Below are 602 nucleotides of genomic sequence, written 5' to 3'. Positions count from 1 at the left end.
AAACCTGCCTTACTAATGAAATCAAAATCCAAAGAAACACCTGCCCAAAAAATAAAGCGATTAGAACGAGAATTAGAAGATCAGAAGTTAAAGAACCTGATCCTCAATAAAATGATTGATATTTCTGATAGTCAATATGGGACTTCTATTAGAAAAAAGTATTTATCTCAACAATCCAAGGCATCAGACAAGAACAAAGGATAAGTTTATCTCGTTGTTGTCGATTGTTTGAGATATCAAGACAAGGATTCTATCAAAGCATTAAGCGAGAGAACACTCGAAGAGCAAAACGTTCTAAAATTAAACCTTTAGTCCTAAAAATACGCATGCAAATGCCTAGAATAGGTACTCGAAAGTTGTATTATTTACTAAAGGATGAGTTTAATAATCAAGAAATAAAAATAGGTAGAGATGCCCTATTTGATTATTTACGCTCAGAATCCATGTTAATCAAACCTAAAAAGAATTACACTAAAACCACTAACTCTAAACATTGGTTACGCAAATACCCCAATCTAATCAAAGAAACAAAGATAGTGCGTCCAGAACAATACTTTGTTAGTGATATTACCTATGTAAAAAGTAGAGAACGAACCCATTAT

Annotated in this window: 2 pseudogenes; both read left to right on the top strand. The window is 32.2% G+C overall.

What is annotated here, in order from left to right:
- Positions 1-204: pseudogene (locus OU788_RS12660) on the top strand (hypothetical protein); the annotation flags it as partial.
- Positions 205-332: 128 nt separating this feature from the next.
- Positions 333-602 (top strand): annotated as a pseudogene (locus OU788_RS12655) (IS3 family transposase); the annotation flags it as partial.

The organism is Tenacibaculum sp. L6, from assembly GCF_028823685.1.
Classification (GTDB): Bacteria; Bacteroidota; Bacteroidia; order Flavobacteriales; family Flavobacteriaceae; genus Polaribacter.
The sequence above is the reverse complement of the archived record's forward strand: the minus strand, read 5'-3'. Positions and strand labels throughout refer to the sequence as shown.